This is a genomic window from Saccharopolyspora sp. NPDC049357 (assembly GCF_040677225.1).
Classification (GTDB): domain Bacteria; phylum Actinomycetota; class Actinomycetes; order Mycobacteriales; family Pseudonocardiaceae; genus Saccharopolyspora.
In genome coordinates, this window is record NZ_JBFAQJ010000039.1 from 48,464 (window position 1) to 66,435 (window position 17,972).

Here is a 17,972-nt window from a genome sequence, read left to right on the forward strand (position 1 = left end):
GAGAAACCTCCCGTCGTTCCATGCGGCACGCCTCGTTCAGTCCTCGCGGTGTCACAAGGTCGGGACGAGGCCCCCGTCGCAGCGGATCGCAGTTCCGGTGATGTAGGAGGCGTGGGCGCTGCACAGGAACGCGGCCGTGGCGCCGAATTCGGCGGGCTCGCCGTAGCGCTTGGCCGGAATCGCGGCCTCTCCCCGGGCGCGGACCTCCTCGAGCGGTAGGCGTTCGCGCTCCGCCGTGGCGCTGTCCAGCGACGACAGGCGATCGGTGGCGATCCGGCCCGGCAGCAGCAGGTTCGCGGTGACGCCCTCGTCGGCCACGTCGATGGACAGGCTCTTCAGATACGCCGCCAGCGCGCTGCGACCGATGTTGGACAGCGCGAGGTTCGGGATCGGAGCCTCCACCCCGCTGGAGGCGATCGCCAGCAGCCGGCCCCAACCGCGCTCCCGCATCCCCGGCAGCACGCCGCCGACCAGCGTCTGGTGCACCAGCAGCAGGTTCCGCACCGCCTCGGCGGTGTCGTCCGGGCCGACCTCGGAGGCGCTGGCCGGGCGCGGTCCGGGACCGTTGAGCACCAGGACGTCGATCTGCCCCAGCGCGTCCTGCGCCGCCGACAACAGCTTCTCGGCCCCGCCCGGTGCGGTCAGGTCCACCTCCACGCCAGTGGCACCGGGCAGCTCGGCGGCGATCGCCTTCGCGCGGTCACCGCGACGGCCGGACACCACCACGTTGACGCCCTCGGCGGCCAGCGCCCGCGCGGTCGCCTCACCCAGCCCACCAGTCGAGGCGCAGACGAGCGCATTGCGGCCGGCGATTCCCAGATCCATCAGTTCTCCATGTTCTCCACGGCCGCCAAGTGCCGATCCAGTTGTTTCTCCAGGCTCTCCGGCATACCGGGCGCAGGTGCCCGCACCCGCGATTCGCCGATGAGGCCCCGTCGGCGCAGCGCCTCCTTGCGGATCGCCAGTCCGATGCGGGCCTGAGCCTCGAAGTTCACCAGCGGCAGGTACCGCAGGTACGCCTCGAGCGCGGCCTGGTAGCCGCCCCGCCGCCACGCGTCAACGCAGGCCTTGAGTCCTTCCGGGAACGAGAACCCCGTCATCGCTCCCGCCGCGCCCGCGGCCAGCTCGTCCAGCAGCCCGACACCGCCGAGCCCGCCGAAGACCGGAACACCGGTGCGAGCGGTCAGCGTGGCGATCGCCGGGGGAGTGGGCGGGGCCTCGGCCTTGACCGCCACCACCGATTCGACCTGCTCGACCGCCGAGGCCAGGTCGGCCGCGCTGATCGACACGCCGGTGACCAGCGGGTAGTCCTGCACGACCAGGCCGGCGCCGCTTCTCGCGTGCAGGGCGTTGAGCTGGGCGGCCAGCAGCTCCGGGTCAGGGGTGTTGACCTGCACCATCGCCCCGGCCAGCTGGTCGCCGACCACGTCGGTGGCCAGTTCGACCTCTTCGGCCACGGGTGCCGGCGAGGTGCTGGAGGCACCCACCACGATCGGCAGGTCCGCGGTTCGCACCACGACCTCGAGCACCGCTCGCTTCTCGGCCGCCGACAGGCGCACCGCCTCACCGAAGACGCCCAGCACGGTCAGCCCCGTGACGCCGATCCGCCGGTAGTGCCCGACGAGCTTCGCCAGCGACGCCAGATCGACGTCCTGTGTGGACTCGGTGAACGGTGTGGCGACCACGCCCCAGACACCGGACGCGAGCGGATCCGCAGCCATCTGCACCCTTTCAGCCAGCGGCTCGACCGGCGATCTTATGCACGTCGAATCACATCACGTCAAGGTCGCGTCGGGCCGCCCGAGCCACCAGGTGAGCAACGGGCCCGCCACGGCCAGGATCAGCACGTACCCGGTCGCCAGCGGACCCAGCACGCCGCCCTGGGCGGCGGCGACCAGGCCGACGATGATCACCGAGAACTCGCCGCGCACCACGAGCACGCTGCCCGCTCTCAGACGACCGCGACGGCCCGACCCGCTGCGGGCAGCCGCGAACCACCCGGTCCCCATCTTGGTCAGCGCGGTCACCACCGCCAGCCCGAACGCCACCGGCAGCAGCGGCGGCAACGAGGCCGGGGGTATCGAAAAGCCGATGGCCAGGAAGAACGCCGCTGCGAACAGATCGCGCAGCGGCGAGATCACGCTGCGCACCCGCTCGGCCAGGGGCCCGGTGAGCGCCAGCCCCACCAGGAACGCACCGACCGCGGCCGAGGTGCCCGCCAGCTCCGCGACCGCCGCCACCACCAGCGCCAGTCCCACGATCCGCAGCAGCAGCTGCTCGGTGTCCCGGTCGTCGACCACCTGGCCCACCCGGTGGCCCCAGTGCCGTGAGATCACCAGCGCCAGTGCGAGCACTCCCAGCGCGACCGCCACGCTCGCCAGAGCCTGCAGCAGCGTCCCGCCACTGGCCAGCACCGCGAGGATCGGCAGGTACACCGCCATCGCGAAGTCCTCCAGCAGCAGGATCGACAGCACCGCCGGGGTCTCCCGGTTGCCCAGCCGGTGCGAGTCGTCGAGCAGCCGGGAGACGATCGTCGAGGACGACACCCACGTCACCCCCGCCAGCGCCACGATTCCGGTCGCGTCCAGCCCCAGCAACCAGCCCGCCACCGCACCGGGTGGGGCGTTGAGCAGCAGGTCCACCACGCCTGACGGCACGTGCTTGCGCAGAGTGACGGGGAACTCCTCCACGGAGAACTCCAGACCCAGGGTGAGCAGCAGCAACACCACGCCGATCGACGCGCCGATCTCCACGAAGTCGCCGGCCGCAGGCAGCGGCGCGAACCCACCCTCACCCATCGCCAGCCCGCACAACAGGTACAGCGGGATCGGTGACACGCCGAACCGCCTGGTCAACGAGCCTGCCGCGCTCAGCAGGACCAGCACGGTACCCAGCTCGAGCAGCAGCGCGATCGACGTGTGCACGTCGGTCACCCGGCCAGGATGTGTTCCACCCCAGTGATCCCCTGCTGCGTGCCGATCACCACCAGAATGTCCCCGGCGCGCAACGATTGCCCGGGGGAAGGTGAGGCGATCACGTCCTCACCTCGCACGATCGCCACGATCGACGCGCCGGTCTTGGTCCGCGCCCGCGTCTCGCCCAGCATGCGACCGTCGAACGGGGAACCCGCCGTCACCTCGACCTGCCCGGCGTTGAGGCCGGGAACCTCACGGGTCAGGTCCGCGAACCGCTCGGCGATGCGCGGCGCTCCCAGGATCTCGGTGACCGCCTCGGCGTCGGTGGCGTTGAGCCGGAACAGCACTCGGACCTCGTCGGGATCCTGCTCGGGGTAGGACACGAACTCGAAGTCACCTCGTCGCCGCGCGACCACTCCGATGCGCTGGCCGTCAGCGGTGGTGAACTCGTAGCGCAGCCCGACTCCCGGCAGCAGCACTTCGGTCACGTCCATGCGGCCCATCATCACGCCGAGCGGACCGGCTCGCCGCGCCAGACGGATTTCACCCACAACGCCGCCTCGATCGGCTATGGTGGACGGCGATGCCGGACGGGTCCCCGCCCGCTGAGCATTCACCCCAGACTTACGCGGTCGTGCACCGCACAGCAGGCCGAGCCGGTCCCAGGCGCCATCCAGGACCGAGCCCGGCTCCCGGGTGGCCAAAAGGGAGGGGCGGCGGAGCGCCGCCTCGGTCATCCGCGTGGAAGAGCCCGCTGGCCAAGCAGGTCAGCGGGTTTTTTCGTTCCCGCGTTTCCCCTGGTCAGAGGCCTGCTAACTTGGGTTTCCCTCGACAGGTCGCTTGCGGTGCGTACGCATGACCTCAAGGTGGAGGACATGAGAATCTCCGCCAGCCCCGGAAGACGGCAGGGATCAAGGCCCGGCCCTGTCGAGCGCTCGGTGCTCGTCAGCAGCCTTCGGTGGTGATGCCTTGTTCGCAAAGCCATTGCCGTTGGGTCTCGCCGGAGGTCTTCTCCTGGCCGCAGGCGGTTCCGCACTGCTGGTAGCCGGGGAGCTGGTCGTACTCCTCGTAGCTGTAGGGGTAACCCGTGTTCTGCTTGTAGTCCTGGAACTGCTGGTTGCCGCTATTCCACTCGGGCTCGTGGGGCACGTGGTCTCCTGGTGAGGAAGTCGACCCCTCGGGCTCTGCCGGCTCGTCGACAGTCGGCTCCGCCGCCGGCGGATCCGCGGGATCAGTCACGGGAGGAGACGGTGCAACGGTCGGTGCCGGGGCCGTGGTGGTTGCCGGTGGGGCTGGTGGAGGTGGATCTGGAGCGGCGTTGCCCCAAACCAACGCCGAGCTCGCGAACAGCACGGCCGCGAACCCGACGGCCGCGGCCGTGCCGGTGAAGGAATCCATCGAGGTTACGTCCGTCTCCAGTTGTGTCGACTCCTGGGCAACACCAAGCGTGGGGTCTGGCTATTGGCGGAACCAGGGACCTAGTCCTCTGGGGCATCCCCAAAGCGGCAGGCGGCTCGCTGCCCCGGCTTGGCTGTCTGCGTTCCTCATCTCCTCCAGGCGCTTGGTCAGCACATGCAGGAGTTCTTCGACGTTCGTCATGGCGTCCCCCGAGCGTGAGTTTCTGACAACAGATGCTCTGGAATCCGGGGAGCCCAGTGCCTTTCGTCCCGGCTCGAAGTCATCGCGGCAGCGGTAACGGCATGGGACGGCGTGATGTGACACCCGGGGACTCTTGAAGTTTTCCCTGTGAAAACTGGGGGCCGAACTACACGGGGGACCTGCGGGTTCATGATCTAGAGCACCGGGACGACGAAGATCAGAAAAGGGGCCAGAGGTGCTCCCGCCGGATCGGTGGTCCGATACGGGGTGAAATACGGCCGGTCGGTTGATCTTGAGCTCGGCGCACGTCCTATCATTGCCGGGCGTTCTCATTGCAGCTCGTTGTTGCCGCGCGGTCCGGGAGGCGGGGGAGGGTAGTGCGCGGGGTCGACTACTACGAACTCCTCGGTGTGGGGAGCGACGCGACGCCGGTCGAGATCAAATCGGCTTATCGGACGCTCGCCCGCAGCATGCACCCCGACGTCGGCGGCAGCGACGGTGCGTTCCGGCTCCTGCAGGAGGCGTACGAGACGCTCACCGACCCGGTGCGCCGCGCTTCCTACGACAGCGCTCGGCGTCGTCCGGTCGAGGCCGAGACCGCTCCGTCGAGACGTCCGCGACGACCGGGGGGAACCAGGCGGCCCGGTCGCGACTTCGGGGAGGACCCCGACTACGTGCCCCGGATGCCGAGGGTGCGGCTCGACGACCTCGGCTGGTGGGACAGCGTCGACCCGCAGGCGCGGGTGCAGTACCTGCCGGTTCTCGGCCCGGACCGGATGCCGACGTTCGCACTGGTCGGCGCTTGGTCGTTGCTGTTGCTGGCCGGGATGGCGGTCGAGCTCAACGCGGTGTTGATGGCGACCTGGCTTGGTCTGCTGATCAGCTCCGGGGTCGTGATCGTGGTGCTGCTGCGCCGCCACATCGGCGCCCACCGGGAGCACCGGATGTTCACCGCCGAGTTCGGCAACCAGCGCATCTTCGGGCTGCCCGACATCCAGCACGAGCGGGCCCAGCTGCTCACCGCCGAGTTGTGCGCGAAGTACCTCATCCGGTTGCCCGGTGTGCGGGTGTTCCACGGTCTGACCTGGCCGGACTCGGTGTTCGAGGACGTCCACCACGCGGTGCTGTGCGGACGTCGCCTGGTGCTCGTGGAGTCCAAGAGCTGGTTGCCCGGGCACTACACGACCGACGAGAAGGGGTCGCTGTGGCGCAACGGGCATCCGTTCCGCGGCGGCGTGACCCGGTTGAACGAGGGCGTGGCCAACTTCGAGGCGCTGCTGCCCGAGGTCGAGGTGCGCGGTGCGGTGCTGATCTACCCCAGTCGGGCCGGTGAGATCACCACCGTCGAGCAGCCCGACGAGCAGGTGGTGCCGATGACTCCGGCGCAGTTCGTCAAGGACATCGGGCACTGGCTCGCGCAGGACCCGGTCACCGTGGACCGCGACGTCTTCACCACCGTGCTCGACCAGTTGGTGGACTGACACTCCTTCGTCGGTGGACACCGATGAGTTTCCAGCGCGCGTCGAGTCGATACCTGCGATCGAATCTCGACAGCGCGATGGAAGGGTGCGTCCGGATGACTACGAGAGCGAACGAAACCAAGGGTCCGCCGAGACGGGCGGTCAACATCGCGCTCTGGGTGCTGCAGGTGCTGCTCGCGGCGTTCTTCATCTTCGCATCGGTCCCGAAGCTGCTCGGTGATCCGATCGCCGTGCAGATGTTCGACCTGATCGGCTTCGGGCAGGGGTTCCGCTACCTGACCGGGGCGGTCGAACTGCTCGGTGCGATCGGACTGCTGATCCCGCGGCTCTGCGGACTCGCGGCGTTCGGGCTGGCGCTGGTGATGGTCGGCGCCGTGCTGGCGGAGGTCTTCCCGCTCGGAGCCCCTGCGATGGCCCTGTCGCCGCTCGTGCTGTGCGTGGTGCTGCTGCTCGTCGCCTGGGCTCGCCGCAGCACGATTCCCTTCCTCGCCCGATCCTGACAGTTCCGACCTCAACTGAGTGGAGTGATGACGATGGCCATGAAGACCTTTCTCAACCTGCCCGTCAAGGACCTGAACCGTTCCGTGGAGTTCTTCACCGCCCTGGGGTTCACCTTCGACCAGAACTTCACCGACGAGAACGCCACCTGCATGGTGATCAACGACGACAGCTACGCGATGCTGCTCGTGGAACCGTTCTTCAAGTCCTTCATCACCAAGGACCTGGCGGATTCGACCAAGGTCGCCGAGGTCATCACCGCCCTCACCGCCGACTCGCGCGAGCAGGTGGACCAGCTCGTGGCGAAGGCCCGCGCGGCCGGATCGCCGCGCATCGGGGACGTCGTGGAAGAAGGCCCGATGTACAGCCGGAGCTTCGAAGACCCGGACGGGCACATCTGGGAAATCTTCCACATGCCGCTCGACTGAGGGCTGCGGTGAGCTGTTCGCGGCGGGATCATGGTGCGGGCACGAGCGGCCCCGGCGACCGGTCATCCTCCGACGAAGGAGCACGAGCGTGACGAACCCGCACCAGAACGTCAGCTTCGCCAGCAACGGACGGACCGCCCACGGCTACCTGGCCACTCCCGGGCGACCCGGCCCGGGAGTGGTGGTGATCCAGGAGTGGTGGGGGCTGACCGATCACGTCGCCGATGTCGCGAACCGCTTCGCCGCTGAGGGTTTCGTGGCGTTGGCCCCGGACCTCTACGGCGGCCACACCACGCACGACGCGCAGGAAGCCTCCCGGATGATGCAGGAGCTGCCGGTCGACCGGGCGGCTCGTGACCTCGCCGGTGCCGTGGACCACCTGCTCGGGCACGAGCTGGTGACCGGGTCGGCGGTCGGTGCGGTCGGCTTCTGCATGGGCGGCAAGTTCGCGCTGGTCCTGGCCGCCCAGCAGGGCGACCGCATCGGCGCCGTCATCCCCTTCTACGGGATTCCGCCGGTGGAGACGGACTTCTCGGCGATGACGGCACCGATGCTCGGCCACTTCGGGGAGTACGACCGCGGCGTCACGGTGGACGCCGTCGGCGAGGTGGCGGACAAGATCAAGAAGCAGACGGACGTCCACCCCCAGGTCCACGTGTACGCGGCCGGTCACGCGTTCTTCAACGACCAGAACCCCGCGTCGTACCACGAGGAATCGGCCCGCGTCGCCTGGCCGCGCACCCTGGACTTCCTGCACCGCCACCTGGGCTGAGCTTTCCCACTCTGGACTTGTCAAACAACAGCCGTGCTCTGAAGGGGCATACCGGGACCGGTCTTCGCGGGCCGGTTCTCGATGGTCATCTGGCGGTTCCGAGACCTGGCTCGTGATCCCGTGGTCCGGGGGCCGGCACGCGAGTCGCGTCGCGGTCGACGGAATTCCTCGTCATGCCACCGCATCCGGGTGCTCGCAACTGCTCTCGGGTCATCTCCGGTGTCATCGAACTCATGTGCCCATTGTGCCGTCGGTCATTCGAAAACGCGAGCGAATAGCGATCGCTGGATGGGATGATCCACCTGATCACGCTCCGAAATGTGTTGGACTGGAAAGCGTTTCATCACACCACTGCGGAGTGAGCTTCACTGCTGGCCGGCGAAACGCGCCTTCTCCAAGGGCGGCAACGACTCCCGTCCGGCCAGCCGGTCCGGGCGGAAGTGCCGCAGCTCCGTCGCGGGTTCGCCACCGAGCACTTCGGTGGCGGCGAGCCTTCCGAGCAGCGGTCCCAGCGTGACCCCGCTGTGCGTGGCCAGCACGTAGATCCGCCCGGTCTCGCCCAGGAAACCCGCCGCCGTCAACCCGTCGCCGGGCATCGACCGCTGTCCGACCCGGATGGACTCCAGAACGGCGCCGGAGGTCCCCGCCAGCAGGTCGTTCAGCCGCCGGCACAGCTCCAGGGCGTGGTGGCCGTCCACCGCAGGAGGATTCGCCGGATCCGCGTCGGCGTCCAGGTCCAAGCCCTGCACCACGAGCCGCCCGCCACCGTCGGGACGCACGTTGAGCGCAGGCGTGGTCAGGACCGCGTCCAGCCTGGTCGGCAGCGCAGCGGTGTAGCCCAGCAGCCCGACGGTGGCCGATCCCGCGACGTCCGGATCGGCCATCGCCACCCGGTGACCGGTGGTCGCGGTGAGCGCCTCGGTCCAGCGCCCGGCAGCGAACACCACCGCGTCGGCGGTGGAGACCTGCCCGTCCGACAGGGCGATCCGCACCCCATCTCCGGTCTCGGACACCGACACCACCTCGGCGGGGCACCGCAGTTCGGCGCCGTTCTCGCGGGCCTCTCCCCACAGGCGCGCGACGAGCAGTGCCGGGATCAGGTGGCCCTCGGTGGGGTAGTGGGCGATGTCCCGCACGCCGTCGGGAACGAGGAGGTCGGGCACCAGGTCGCGCGCCTGCGACGGCCCGATCCACTCCACCGGGTAGTCCCGGTCCTCCAGCTGACGCACCGAGGCTGCCAGTCGTTCGGTCCCGGCCTGGTCCTCGGCCCACTCGATGTTGCCGCCCAGCGTCAGCCAGGGCGCGCACCGGCCGGGCGAGGCCGCGAGGACGTCGTGCTCGGCCATGCCCGCCACGTTCAGGTCGTGGTACGGGCGCGGGTTCTTGCTGTGCGAGTTCACCCAGGCGAACGAGGTGTTCGAGGTGCCCGCCAGCGGCGTGGTGCGTTCGAAGACGGTGACCCGGGCACCTGCGAGGCTCAGCGAGCGCGCGGTTGCCGCGCCCAGGACACCCAGGCCGATCACGGCGATGTTCATGCTTGGACTGCCCTTTCGTTCTCGACGGCGGGACGGGCGGGGGTCAGCAGCGCGGTTCCCAGCACTGCCACGGCGGAGACGGCGATGCCGTAGACCGCGTAGGGCACGGTGGTGTCCGCGAGCTGGGCGAGGGCACAGCCCAGGATGCCTGCGACCATGCCCGCGATGGCGGCGGTCGGGGTGAGCCGGCGTCGCCGGTGCAGCAGGTACCCGAGGAAGATCGGCGCCGCCAGCGCCCCCGCGGAGTAGGCGTAGGTCGCCACCAGCCAGGTCAGCGCCTTCGGGAACAGGATCGCCAGCACCGCGGCGAGGACCGACACGCCGACGGTGATCATGCGCGAGAGGGTCACGGTCTGCCGCTCACCGGCCTGCTTGCCCGCGATGTTCTGGTAGACGTCGCGGGTCAGGTTGGCCACCACCGACTGCAGCGCGGCACCGGTGGTGGAGATGATGGTGGACACCAGGAACGCGCCGAAGACGATCACCAGCCAGGGCGGCAGCTGGGTGAGCAGCCAGCCGGCAGCGTCCTCCTCGTTGGCCAGGCCCGGGTTCATCGAGTGGACGGCGAGGCCGATGCATCCGGCGTAGATGCCTCCGATGAGCATCGTCAGGCCGGACAGGCCCAGCCCGCGACGGGCGTCGGAGACCTTCTTGGTGGCGAAGACCCGCTGGTAGTAGAGCTGGTTGGTGAGGGTTCCGGGCAGGATCGCCGCGACCCACAGCCAGATCTGGTCCCAACCGGCCGCCGTGAACCCCTCCCAACCCCACAACCGCTGCGGGACGGTCGCGGTGATCTGGCCCCAACCTCCTGCCAGGTGGATGGCGTAGGCGGCCACGCCCAGCGACATAACGATCATGAAGATCCCGAACACGAAGTCGGTCCAGGCGACCGAGGTCAGGCCGCCGGGCAGCACGAAGAACAACGACGCCACCATGATGACCAGGATCAGCGCGGTCGGCGACACGCCGGTGAGCTGGCCGAAGAGCTGCGCGAACGCGACGAACTGGGTGGCCAGCCAGCCGAACGGCACGACCAGCGCGGCCAGCGCGGCGATCGCGATGGCCAGCCGGTTGCGGCCGAACAGCTTGGTGATGATGTCGGGAACGGTGGTGAAGCGCTGCTCGCGCAGCCACTTCGCGATCCACATCAGCACCAGGAATCCGACCAGCACGCATCCCTCGTAGAGGAAGACCGACCACCCGGAGCGGTAGCCGATGCCGACGTGCGCGATGAGCACGCCGCCGCCGGTGGCGGTGGCGAACTGGGTGATGACGACGACGATCAGCGGCAGCGATTCACCCGCGGACAGCCAGTCCGCGGAGTTCTTCGCCTTGCGTCCGAAGTAGACGGACATGCCGATGCCGAATCCGATGACCAGCAGGCTGGCGATGATGATCCCGGCGATCTGGCCGGTGGAACCGGTGAGCATGGTTGGCCTCCAGTGGGCTCACAGCGGGAAGCGGTTCGGGTCGAGCGTTGCGATGTCGTGCGAGGTGCCTCCGGTCAGCGCGAGGTCCGCGCCGATCTCGCCGAAGGCGGGCGCGAGCTTGAAGCCGTGCCCGGAGAAACCGGTCATGACGGTGGCCCGCCGGTGACCGGGGAGCGGGCCGAGCAGGGCGTGGTCGTCGGGGGTGAAGCCCTCGGCGAACGTGCCGGTCCGCATCGGGTGCGGTGTCACTCCTGGCAGGAGCCGTGCGGCGGCGGCCGAAGCGGCTCGTGCGTGGTCGGTGGTGGAGTTGCGCGGGAGGTCGTCGGGCCCGTCGAGCTCGGGCCATCCGAGGTGGTGCGGCACGATCTTGATCGCGACTCCGTCGAGCGCGGGGAAGCAGGAGAACCCGGCTTCGGCGTGCCTGCGGATGGCGATGGGCAGCGACTCCGGCGAGTGCGCTGCGACGTCGCGCGCCGCGAACCAGTAGGCGATGATCAGGCGCGCCTGAACCGGGAGGTTCCGCAGCGGCGCCAGTTGTCGTGCCCACGGACCGGGCGCGAAGATCGCGTGGTCGACGTCAAAGGTGGTCCCGTTGCTGGTGATCCGCCAGCCGTCCGCGGTCTCGGTGGCGTCGGAGACGGGGTGGTAGGGCAGGATCTGAGCCCCGGCCGCCTCAGCGGACCTCAGCGCGGCCTGCACGGCGGGTTCCGGCCGCAGCACACCTGCCGCCGGGTCGAGCACCATGACTTCGCCGTCGTCGATCCGGTGCTGCGGGAACCGCTTTCGCGCCTCGGCGGTGCCGAGGACCTCGTGGTCGAGCCCGGCGTCTTCGGCGCAGCGCCGCACGGCGGCGACGTCGGGGTTCTCGGGCACGCCGATGGTCAGCCCGCCGCACATCGTCAGCAGTTGCGCGTCCGCGCCGCGCTCCAGCTCGCGCCACAGCGCTTCGGCTCGTTGCAGCAGAGGCACGTAACCTGCGCCTTCCTTGTAGGCGGTGCGGAAGATGCGGGATTCGCCTGCCGAGGCGCCCCGGTCGTGGCCGGGGCCGTAGGCGTCGAAGGCCAGCACCTCGGCTCCGCGCAGCGCGAGCCGCCAGGCCGTCATGGCACCGATGACGCCGGTGCCGATCACCGCGACGCGAGTCATGAACACTCCTCCAAGGATTTCCGGGCAGGCTGAACGAACGGTTCCAGCGCGAAACCGTCAGGGGCGAAGGGGAATCAGCGGTCCTGCGTGGACAGGACGCTGTGCTCGATGAAGAACTCGACGAGGTCGGGACGGATGATGTGCCACATGGCTTCGGCGAGCTTGCCGTCGGTGAGCCACGTCAGCCGGCGCAGCCGGATCACGGCCTGGCCGGAGGTGAGGTGCAGCCGGGACGCGGTGTCGTCGTCGAGCAGCACCGGGTCGATGTAGACGCGGGACTTGGCCGCGGGGACGCCGTTGCGGGAGAAGTAGTCGTGCACGGTCAGGTGTGCCAGGTCCTCGTCGAGCAGTCGTGGTGCCAGCGAGAACGGGACCGCGGACAGTTCGATGGCGATCGGGTTGTCGTCGACGTCGAACTTGAGCCGGCGCAGCTGGACCACCGGCGCGTCGTCGTCCACCCCGGGCATCTCGACGTCGGCGTCGCGCGCCGGGATGACCGCAGCGGAGTCCACCGCGTGCCGCCCGGGGATCTCCGGGCCCTGCAGCGCGGGGTTGACCAGGCGCAGCAGGTTCTCCTGCCGCGCCCCTTCGGCGACGAACGTGCCGCGCCGACGGTGTCGTTCCACCAGCCCGGCCTGGGCCAGTTCGGTCAGCACCCGCTGCGCGGTGGCACGGCTGACCGAGTACTGCTCGCGCAGCTCCGCCTCGGTGGGGAGCTTGCTGCCGGGCAGCAGCGCACCCGAGCGGATCCGCTGCTCCAGTTCGGTGCGGATGCGCAGGTACGCCGGGGTTGCCATGGACGGAATCTAGCTCCGCGCAATTGACCGGTCAATAGAGAATTCGAGCGGTCAATAGATGTGACCTCGCGTTGACACGCGTTGATCGAGCGGCAACCTCGCAGCGCCCTGCTGCCTCCGATCACGGTCACCGGCGAACCGCGCAGGGGATCGGTGCCCACGCGGCCAAGATCCGGCCGCGGCCGGTCAGCCTTGTTTGGTGGGGCGGATGGTCAGGTCGCCGATCTCGACGTCGTCGGGCTGCTCGATGGCGAAGGCGATGGCGCGTGCCACGGCTTCCGGGCTGATTCCGAGCGCGTCCATCGCTTGCTGGGCCTGCGCTCGCTGTTCCGGGTCCTCGACGTGGTCGACGAGTTCGGTGCGAACGTATCCCGGGGAGATGGAGGTCGTGCGCAGCACGCCGTCCGTGGACTCCTGGCGCAGCGCTTCCAGCAGTGTGCGCACGGCGTTCTTGGTGCCCGCGTAGACGGCTTGCGTCGGGACGATCTTCAGCCCCGAGGTCGACACCGTGGTGACGAGGTGCCCGAAGCCCTGACTCCGGAAGACCGGCAAGGCGGCGGCGATGCCGTGCAGTACGCCGCGCAGGTTGACGTCGATCATGGTGTCCCAGTCGTCGACGTCGAGGTCGGTGAGGGGTGCGATCCGGGCGACCCCGGCGTTGCTCACCAGGACGTCGAGGCGTCCGAACCGGTCCACCGCCAGGTTCACCAGCCGCTGGAGGTCGGCGCGCTGCGCGACGTCGACCTCCAGAGTTTCCGCGCGACCGCCCTCGGTTCGGATGCGCGCGGCGAGCGCGTCCAGCCGGTCGGTGCGCCGAGCGCCCAGCACGACGGCCGCGCCTCGGGTCGCGAGCTCCAGTGCCGTCGCCCCGCCGATCCCGCTGCTGGCTCCGGTGATGGCGACGATCTTGTCGTCCAGTCGGTTCATCGCGCTGCTCCACCTCTAACCTGACAAGTGTCCACTTGGAGGCCAACGTACCGGACAGTTGTCCGCTTGTGTGGAGAGCAGGGGTGAGCCCGTGGCGGGTCGTGAACGCCGATCAGACGCCGTCGCCAACCGCGACCGGATCGTCGAAGCCGCGCGCGCAGAGCTGAGCAGGGCCAACGGTGCGGTGGCCGACCTGAAGCTGCACCGGGTTGCCAAGGCGGCCGGCGTGGGGCAGGGCACGCTGTACCGGCACTTCCCGACCCGCGAGCACCTGCTCGCCGAGGTGTACCGGCACGAGCTGACCCAGCTCGTGGACGCCGCCGAACCGCTGCTGGCCGAGCACCCGCCGCTCCGGGCGCTGACCTGCTGGCTGCAGCGGCTGGTCGAGTACGCGCGGGTCAAGCGCGGTGTCATGGCGGCGATCGAGGCGTCGGCGTGGCGCGATCTCCACTCGGACCAGCACCAGCGCCTCGACGACGCTCTCGAGGTGCTGCTCGAACGGGGGAGAGCCGCCGGCGAGGTGCGCGACGACGTCGGCGCGGCGGAGGTCATCCTGCTGCTGGGCGGGTTGGCGCGCGTTCCCGAAGCCGAGTGGGACGTGCGGGCACAGCCCATGATGTCGGTCATCGTCGACGGGCTTCGCGCGCGTTGACCGGGGGAGCGGGAAGCCGTTGTCCCGCAACGCACTCCCGCGACTAGGTCAGGATCGCGAGGCAGTCGACCGCCACTGCGCCGTTCTCGTCGAGAAGGAGCGGGTTGACGTCGAGTTCGGCGAGGTCGTCGGCGAGGTCGTGGGCCAGCCAGGACAACCTGGCGATGGCGTCGGCCGCGGCGTCGAGATCGCGCGGGGGCTGGCCTCGGACGCCCGCGAGGACCTTGCTCCCGCGCAGGGAAACCAGTAGTCGCTTCGCTGAGGCGGTGTCCAGGGGTGCGACGCCGACCTGGCTGTCGGCGAGGACTTCGACGAGGACGCCGCCGAGTCCGACCACCACGACCGGGCCGAACGCGGGGTCGCGCTTGATGCCGACGATCAGTTCCGTGCCGGTGGTCATCCGCTGCACGAGCAGCTTGGCGTCCGGATCCAGTCGCAGCAGGGCATCGGCCGCTTCCAGGATCTCGGCGTCGGAGGACAGGTTCAGGCGCACTCCGCCGATGTCGGACTTGTGGCCGATGGTGCGGGACAGGAGCTTCACCGCCACGGGCGTGCCCAGGTCGTGCGCGGCGGCGACCGCGCTCTGCGGGTCCTTGGCGGGGAAAGCGCCTGCGCACGGCACCCCGTAGGCGGCGATGAGCCTGCTGGACTCGTGCTCGTCGAGCTGCGTGCGCCCGTGATCGCGCGCTTCGCACAGGATCGCGTGAACTGCCCGGCGGTCGACGTCGCGCGGCCGCTGCGGGCTCGGCGGGGCCGGGCGCAGGCTGTACCCGGCCAGCGCGCCCAGCGCTGCGGCCGCGCGTCCGGGGTCGGTGAAGCACGGAATCCCCAGCTCCCGCAGCCACTCCCGGGGACGTCCGCTGCCGCCGGTCCACACCACGACCAGCGGTCGGTCCGTGGCGCGGTAGGCGTGCTCGACGGCGCCGATGAGCTCGTCCGCCGCGTGGTCGGCGTTGCCCAGCAGGACCGCGATCATGTCCGAGCCCGGGTGTTCCACCGCGATCTCCAGGGCGCGCCGCAGCATCGCCGGGTCGCTGATCAGGTTCGCGGTGAGGTCCACCGGGTTGCGCGGCGAACCGAACGCGGGGAGCACCTCGGCCATCCGGCGCTGCCACTCGGGCTCCCAGGGGAGGAGGTCCAAGCCGTGACGGGCGGCGACGTCGGCCATCAGCACCCCGGCGCCGCCGGACAGCGACAGCGTGGTCAGCCGCCTGCCCCGGGCCCTGCGTCCGTCGGCGAAGATCATCCCCGCGTCGAGCAGTTCCTCCATCCCGTCCACCCGCACCACGCCGAACTGCCGCACGACGCCGTCGAAGACCGCGTCCTCACCGGCCAGCGAGGCGGTGTGCGACGCCGCAGCCCTGGCACCGGCGTCCGACCGCCCGACCTTGACCGCCAGGACCGGTTTGTCCAGCTCGTGCGCTCGTCGGGCCACGGTCAGCAGTTCCCGTCCGTCGTGCACGCCTTCCAGGTAGGCCATCAGCACCCGGACCTCGTCGAGCTCGACCAGCCCGCCCAGCAGCTCGGCGACCGACAGGTCGGCTTCGTTGCCGGTGTTGAGGAAGTGCGAGATGCCGATCCCGGCGTGCTGGGCCGCGGAGAAGATGAAAGTGCCGAACGCGCCGCTCTGGCTGACGAACGCCAACGGCCCCTCGCGCGGCTGGAAGTCCCCGTCCATCGCCGAGGTGAACGTCGGCATCGCCTTGTCGCGCAGGCTGAACATGCCCAGGCAGTTCGGCCCGAGCACCCGGATGCCGGTCTCGGAGACGACCTCGCTGAGCTGGTGCTGAAGTCGCGCTCCCTGCTCGTCGAGCTCGGCGAATCCCGCCGCGCCCACGATCGCCGCCGGAATCCCCCGATCGGCGCAGTCCCGGAGAGCGTCGACGACCTGGTCGGCGGGAAGCATGATCATCGCGAGGTCGATCTCGCCGTCGACGTCGGCCAGCCGGGGGTGGGCGGGAATCCCCTGCACCCGCGCGCGCACCGGGTTGATCGGCAGCAGCCTGCCCGCGTAGCCGAAGCGCTTCATCAGCGCGATCGCGCGGCCGGAGAGCTTGACCGGGTTGTTCGAAGCGCCGAGGACTGCGATCGACCTCGGGTGCAACATGCGGTGGATCGCCGGATGCGGGGCCGTGTTGCCGTCCATCGCGCTCCATCCCACCTGGCGCGTTGGCGCGCCGGTGTTTTCGATGCGTCGCTGCCCGCCGCGTCGCGGGCGCCGGGTTCGAGGCTAGGCGAGCTTCGCTCCTGGGCCAAGACTCGGATCGACGTCTCTCCACTGTGGAGCATGTGGTGCAGTCCACTCGCGAGATCGCTAACTCCGAGGTCCCGCGAAACGATGTAACGGATGAGTAAGCGTTCGCAGGGCGTTGTTGACATGAAGAACATAGGAGGGCATTCGTGGCTGCCGACCGACCGGAGAGTCGGGCATGGTGGATCTGGAGCGTGGCGGTGGTCGCCTACCTCGCCGCGGTATTTCACAGGGGCAGCTTGGGGGTTGCCGGGACGCAGGCGCTCGATCGGTTCGACGTCGGACCGGCCGCGCTCAGCGCGTTCACGGTGCTGCAGGTCGGCATCTACGCCGGCATGCAGATTCCCACCGGTTTGCTGGTGGATCGCTTCGGCGCACGCCGGGTGATCACCACGGCGGTGTTGTTGCTGGGAACCGGCCAGGCGCTGTTCGCGCTGGCCGACACGTACGCGATGGGACTGGCCGCGCGCGGCGTGCTGGGCCTGGGCGATGCGTTGATGTGGGTGAGCATTCTGCGCCTGGTGGCGGCGCACTTCTCGGCGCGGCGCTACGCGCTGGTGGCCACCATCTCCAGCGCTCTGGGGGCGCTGGGTGGTGTCGCGGCCACGTTCCCGCTGGCCGCGGCGCTGCGCGCGATCGGCTGGACCGGGACGTTCCTGCTGGTGGGCGCGCTGACGATGGCCTACGCGGCGGTGACGGTCTCGGTCGTGCGCGACACCACGCCGAAGGCCTCGGCACCCAAGAGCGGGGGAGCGGTGCTGGCTCAGGTGCGGGACGCCTGGTCGGTGCCGGGAACGCGGTTGGCGTTCTGGACGCACTTCTGCACGATGTTCGTCTCGGGTGCGCTGACCCTGCTGTGGGGTTTCCCGTACCTGGTCGACGGGCTCGGTGTGGCCGCCTCCACGGCGAGCGTGCTGCTGAGCCTGCTGATCATCGGTCAGGTCGTGGGCGGCCCGCTGGTCGGAGCGCTCATCGGCAAGCGGCCGGAGTGCCGGATGTGGCTGGTCATGGGCTATCTCAGCCTCAACGCGCTGGCGTGGTGCGCGCTGCTGACCTGGCCGCAGGGCCGCCCGCCGCTGGCGGTGATCGCGGTGGCGTTCCTGATCTTCGCCATCGGCGGTCCGGTGTCCTCGGTGGCCTTCGCCCTGGTGCGCGACTACAACTCGCTGCGCCAGGTCGGCACCGCCACCGGTGTGGCCAACGCGGGTGGGCACTCGGCCACGGCGCTGGGCGTGCTGACCGTGGGTCTGGTGCTCGACCTGTTCGAGTTCATGCCCGGCGGTTCGGAGTACCGAGTGGCGATGCTGGCCCTGGTCGCGCTGCTGATCTTCGGCGCCTCGCGCACCTGGGTCTGGTGGCGCCGCGCTCGCGCCGAGGTCTTCGCCGCCGCGCAGCGCGGTGAGCAGGTGCCGGTGCTCCTGCACCGCCACCGCTGGGACCTGGACGTCCCGCGCCGCGAGGCCGTAGCGGTCTGATCGAGGGGGATGAGCGGTTCCGCCTTGTTGAGCGGGGGTGGCAGTGCTAAGCCTGAGCTGTCTCCG

At 69.8% G+C, this 17,972-nt stretch carries 17 protein-coding genes; 6 read left to right on the plus strand and 11 right to left on the minus strand.

Translation table 11 applies throughout. The annotated features are described in order from the left end of the window. Positions 1-51: 51 nt before the first annotated feature. The 5 genes from AB0J91_RS26270 to AB0J91_RS26290 form a co-directional block, all read right to left on the minus strand. Positions 52-825 (minus strand): SDR family oxidoreductase, encoded by a 774-nt coding sequence (locus AB0J91_RS26270; protein ID WP_363792180.1) that lies wholly within the window; start codon positions 823-825, stop codon positions 52-54. Then, on the minus strand, positions 825-1,721 hold the full coding sequence (locus AB0J91_RS26275; RefSeq protein WP_363873801.1) for a dihydrodipicolinate synthase family protein: 897 nt from the start codon (positions 1,719-1,721) through the stop codon (positions 825-827). The genes AB0J91_RS26270 and AB0J91_RS26275 overlap by 1 nt, the downstream gene beginning before the upstream one ends. Before the next feature lie 54 nt (positions 1,722-1,775). Then, entirely contained in the window at positions 1,776-2,933 is a 1,158-nt protein-coding gene (locus AB0J91_RS26280) for a cation:proton antiporter (RefSeq protein ID WP_363873804.1), read from the minus strand. Next, positions 2,930-3,466 carry a cation:proton antiporter regulatory subunit gene (locus tag AB0J91_RS26285; protein WP_363792174.1) on the minus strand — a complete coding sequence of 179 codons (537 nt, stop codon included), beginning with the start codon at positions 3,464-3,466 and terminating at the stop codon, positions 2,930-2,932. The genes AB0J91_RS26280 and AB0J91_RS26285 overlap by 4 nt, the downstream gene beginning before the upstream one ends. Before the next feature lie 394 nt (positions 3,467-3,860). Further along, positions 3,861-4,064, minus strand: coding sequence for a hypothetical protein (locus AB0J91_RS26290; protein ID WP_363873807.1), 204 nt, complete (start codon positions 4,062-4,064; stop codon positions 3,861-3,863). An 827-nt stretch (positions 4,065-4,891) separates the two neighbouring features. Here AB0J91_RS26290 and AB0J91_RS26295 point away from each other — a divergent pair. From AB0J91_RS26295 to AB0J91_RS26310, 4 genes are all read left to right on the plus strand, one after another. Continuing rightward, positions 4,892-5,995 carry a DnaJ domain-containing protein gene (locus AB0J91_RS26295; RefSeq protein ID WP_363873809.1) on the plus strand — a complete coding sequence of 368 codons (1,104 nt, stop codon included), beginning with the start codon at positions 4,892-4,894 and terminating at the stop codon, positions 5,993-5,995. A gap of 95 nt (positions 5,996-6,090) precedes the next feature. Then, positions 6,091-6,495, plus strand: coding sequence for a DoxX family protein (locus AB0J91_RS26300; RefSeq protein WP_363873812.1), 405 nt, complete (start codon positions 6,091-6,093; stop codon positions 6,493-6,495). A 33-nt stretch (positions 6,496-6,528) separates the two neighbouring features. After that, complete coding sequence (locus tag AB0J91_RS26305) at positions 6,529-6,921, plus strand: VOC family protein (RefSeq protein WP_363792166.1); 393 nt, start codon at positions 6,529-6,531, stop codon at positions 6,919-6,921. Positions 6,922-7,009: 88 nt separating this feature from the next. Then, positions 7,010-7,693 carry a dienelactone hydrolase family protein gene (locus tag AB0J91_RS26310; RefSeq protein ID WP_363873815.1) on the plus strand — a complete coding sequence of 228 codons (684 nt, stop codon included), beginning with the start codon at positions 7,010-7,012 and terminating at the stop codon, positions 7,691-7,693. 365 nt (positions 7,694-8,058) lie between these two features. On the opposite strand, the gene AB0J91_RS26315 is transcribed toward AB0J91_RS26310, so the two are convergent. The 5 genes from AB0J91_RS26315 to AB0J91_RS26335 form a co-directional block, all read right to left on the minus strand. Further along, the gene (locus AB0J91_RS26315; protein WP_363873818.1) at positions 8,059-9,228 is read right to left on the minus strand and encodes an FAD-binding oxidoreductase; all 1,170 of its coding nucleotides are present in this window, start codon (positions 9,226-9,228) and stop codon (positions 8,059-8,061) included. Beyond that, positions 9,225-10,658, minus strand: coding sequence for a sodium:solute symporter family protein (locus AB0J91_RS26320; protein WP_363873821.1), 1,434 nt, complete (start codon positions 10,656-10,658; stop codon positions 9,225-9,227). Before AB0J91_RS26320 ends, AB0J91_RS26315 begins: the two co-directional genes overlap by 4 nt. Before the next feature lie 18 nt (positions 10,659-10,676). After that, positions 10,677-11,804 carry an N-methyl-L-tryptophan oxidase gene (solA, locus tag AB0J91_RS26325; protein WP_363873824.1) on the minus strand — a complete coding sequence of 376 codons (1,128 nt, stop codon included), beginning with the start codon at positions 11,802-11,804 and terminating at the stop codon, positions 10,677-10,679. Positions 11,805-11,878: 74 nt separating this feature from the next. Then, positions 11,879-12,601, minus strand: coding sequence for a GntR family transcriptional regulator (locus AB0J91_RS26330; RefSeq protein ID WP_363873826.1), 723 nt, complete (start codon positions 12,599-12,601; stop codon positions 11,879-11,881). Between the two features lie 186 nt (positions 12,602-12,787). After that, entirely contained in the window at positions 12,788-13,528 is a 741-nt protein-coding gene (locus tag AB0J91_RS26335) for an SDR family oxidoreductase (protein ID WP_363873829.1), read from the minus strand. Between the two features lie 91 nt (positions 13,529-13,619). On the opposite strand from AB0J91_RS26335, the gene AB0J91_RS26340 reads away from it, so the two are divergent. After that, positions 13,620-14,180: a TetR family transcriptional regulator gene (locus AB0J91_RS26340; protein ID WP_363873832.1), complete on the plus strand. Its 561-nt coding sequence runs from the start codon at positions 13,620-13,622 to the stop codon at positions 14,178-14,180. A gap of 43 nt (positions 14,181-14,223) precedes the next feature. Here the strand turns inward: AB0J91_RS26340 and AB0J91_RS26345 are convergent, their stop codons facing one another. After that, positions 14,224-16,326 (minus strand): acetate--CoA ligase family protein, encoded by a 2,103-nt coding sequence (locus AB0J91_RS26345; RefSeq protein ID WP_363873835.1) that lies wholly within the window; start codon positions 16,324-16,326, stop codon positions 14,224-14,226. A gap of 254 nt (positions 16,327-16,580) precedes the next feature. On the opposite strand from AB0J91_RS26345, the gene AB0J91_RS26350 reads away from it, so the two are divergent. After that, positions 16,581-17,906 carry an MFS transporter gene (locus AB0J91_RS26350; RefSeq protein WP_363873838.1) on the plus strand — a complete coding sequence of 442 codons (1,326 nt, stop codon included), beginning with the start codon at positions 16,581-16,583 and terminating at the stop codon, positions 17,904-17,906. Positions 17,907-17,972 lie beyond the last annotated feature (66 nt).